The organism is Streptomyces sp. NPDC005070 (assembly GCF_053600395.1).
On the sequence record NZ_JBSFZS010000428.1, the window covers coordinates 1 to 1861 of the forward strand.

Consider the following 1861-nt stretch of genomic DNA (forward strand, 5'->3'; position numbering starts at 1 on the left):
GTCCCGAAGCTCGACCGGGGGATGAAAGATCAGGTCAATGACCCGGGGATGCGACGCGTTGGCTTCGAGGAGCCGCAGATAGTAGTCGCTCCCTGGGGCGCCGGCGAGGTGGCACTGCGGTTCCGGACCCGCGGTCCGAGTGGTGACTGCGCCGGGACTGCGACAGGATCGAACGGCCGCGCCAGGTGGACTAGTCAGTAGCCGCCACTCGGCGACGACGACTGCTTGGTGATCTGATTGCCATCGGTACCCAGCACGTACCACTTGGCGCCGAAGGCATCGATCCCTTGCCCGTTGGTCTGCCCGGCCTTTGTGTCGTCGATGAACGTGTAGAGCGGGTGACCCTTGTACGTCACCTGCTTCGAGCCGTCGCTGCGCGTGATGGTCGAGAGAAGTTTGCTGTTGACGCCGCCCTTGGCGATCGTCTTACCGTTCGCCTTCAACGGCGGCCAGGCCTTGGCACAGTCCCCGTCGCATGTGGACTTGTTCTTCTTGTCGGACTGGAAAAGGTAAAGGGTGTGCCCCTTGCCGTTGACCAGGATTTTGCCGAGTGGCGTGGACTTGGTGGACACCGTCACGGAGGACGACGTGCTCACGGCTGATGTCGCCACGTGTGCACCGCTCGCCGAACTATGGCTGTTGCCTTGGGCGTACGCGACAGTTGTCGCGGACAGGAGAAGCGCCGATCCGGTGGCGGCGATGAATCCTCTGGTGTGCTTGTTCACGAGAATCGCCTCGGAGAGAGTAGTGCGGCCTCCGCTCGTGGGCGCGCGCCGCACATCTCCCAGTACACCCCGAAGCCGACGAACTGGCTACAGCGTCGGCCATTCACCCAGGACTCCGGCGATCGGCCCAGTCAACAGGTAGGTCATGCCGGATCCGAAGGCCGGAAGCTCCCTTGCGGAGCCACGAAGACGGCGACGGAGGGGGAAGTGCACAATCACGGGGCGTCACCGACGTGCTTGCTCATGTCGAACTCGGGGGGAGCCCTTGATCTCGTCCCTCCCTGGAGAGCCCGACGTAGATCTTCCGCCCGACTTGGTCGCCCCTGGTCGCCGAAGACCCATACGCCGGTGTCGCGACGAGGCGGGAGGAGTCGATGTCGTCCGCGTGGTCAGTGCCGGGCGGCGCGGGCTCTTTGAGAGCTCGTAACACGATCGTGCGGCCCAGGCCCAGTAGTCCGGTCGTGGTGGAGCGTAAGAGCGTGGCCCTGGATCGCGGGCGACGGCTGGTGTGGGGAAGAGTGGCTGGATGAGCGTGATGTGGGCGGCGACGTCGCCGGAATCTGGGCTGTTCCATCCGGTTGAGAGACGTTCAGAAGTGAAAGACCTGTCAGACCGCATCAACGACCTGCGTTCCTGCGGCCAGGGGTACGTCGAGGTTCGGTCGCCGGACAATGAGTTCCCGGTGCTGATCCTGGCCTTCCGAGGTGATCACGCGATCATCCATCTGATGAGTGACGCCGAGCGGATGTCTCTGCTGGTAGGAGACGGCACCGTGCCCTCGGGTGCCGAGGTCGAAGTCCCGATCATGGACGACCTCGCCGCGTTCACGGGTGACTTTGTCCTGGACACCGATCGGGCATGGGGCCTGGTGTACGACTTCACCCAGACACGGGCGGCCGGTCCTCTGGGTGAGTGGTGCGAGTTGTAGCTAGAGGCTCGTGACACGATCACGTCCGGCGCTTCTTCAGTCGCCTCCAGCAGATGAGGCTGCAGGCCAATGAGACGAAGGCGTCGTGGAGTTCGGTTCGGCGTTCTCAGCGGACGGCGAGACGTTTGAAGTGGTGGAGCAGGGCGAAGGTCTGCTCGACGACGTAGCGGAGCTTGCCCAGGCCCTTGATGTTCGGGGCGCCCTTGTG

General features: G+C 64.0%; 2 protein-coding genes. One reads left to right on the forward strand and one right to left on the reverse strand.

Going from position 1 to position 1861, the window contains the following annotated elements:
* Positions 1-194 precede the first annotated feature (194 nt).
* Complete coding sequence (locus ACWEBX_RS39865) at positions 195-725, reverse strand: COG4315 family predicted lipoprotein (RefSeq protein ID WP_451889593.1); 531 nt, start codon at positions 723-725, stop codon at positions 195-197.
* Between the two features lie 526 nt (positions 726-1251).
* On the opposite strand from ACWEBX_RS39865, the gene ACWEBX_RS39870 reads away from it, so the two are divergent.
* Complete coding sequence (locus tag ACWEBX_RS39870) at positions 1252-1653, forward strand: hypothetical protein (protein ID WP_451889594.1); 402 nt, start codon at positions 1252-1254, stop codon at positions 1651-1653.
* The last annotated feature ends 208 nt before the right edge of the window (positions 1654-1861 follow it).

Coding starts and splice junctions, on each gene's coding strand:
- ACWEBX_RS39870 (WP_451889594.1), top strand. CDS start 1,252: ATGAGCGTGATGTGGGCGGCGACGTCGCCGGAATCTGGGCTGTTCCAT.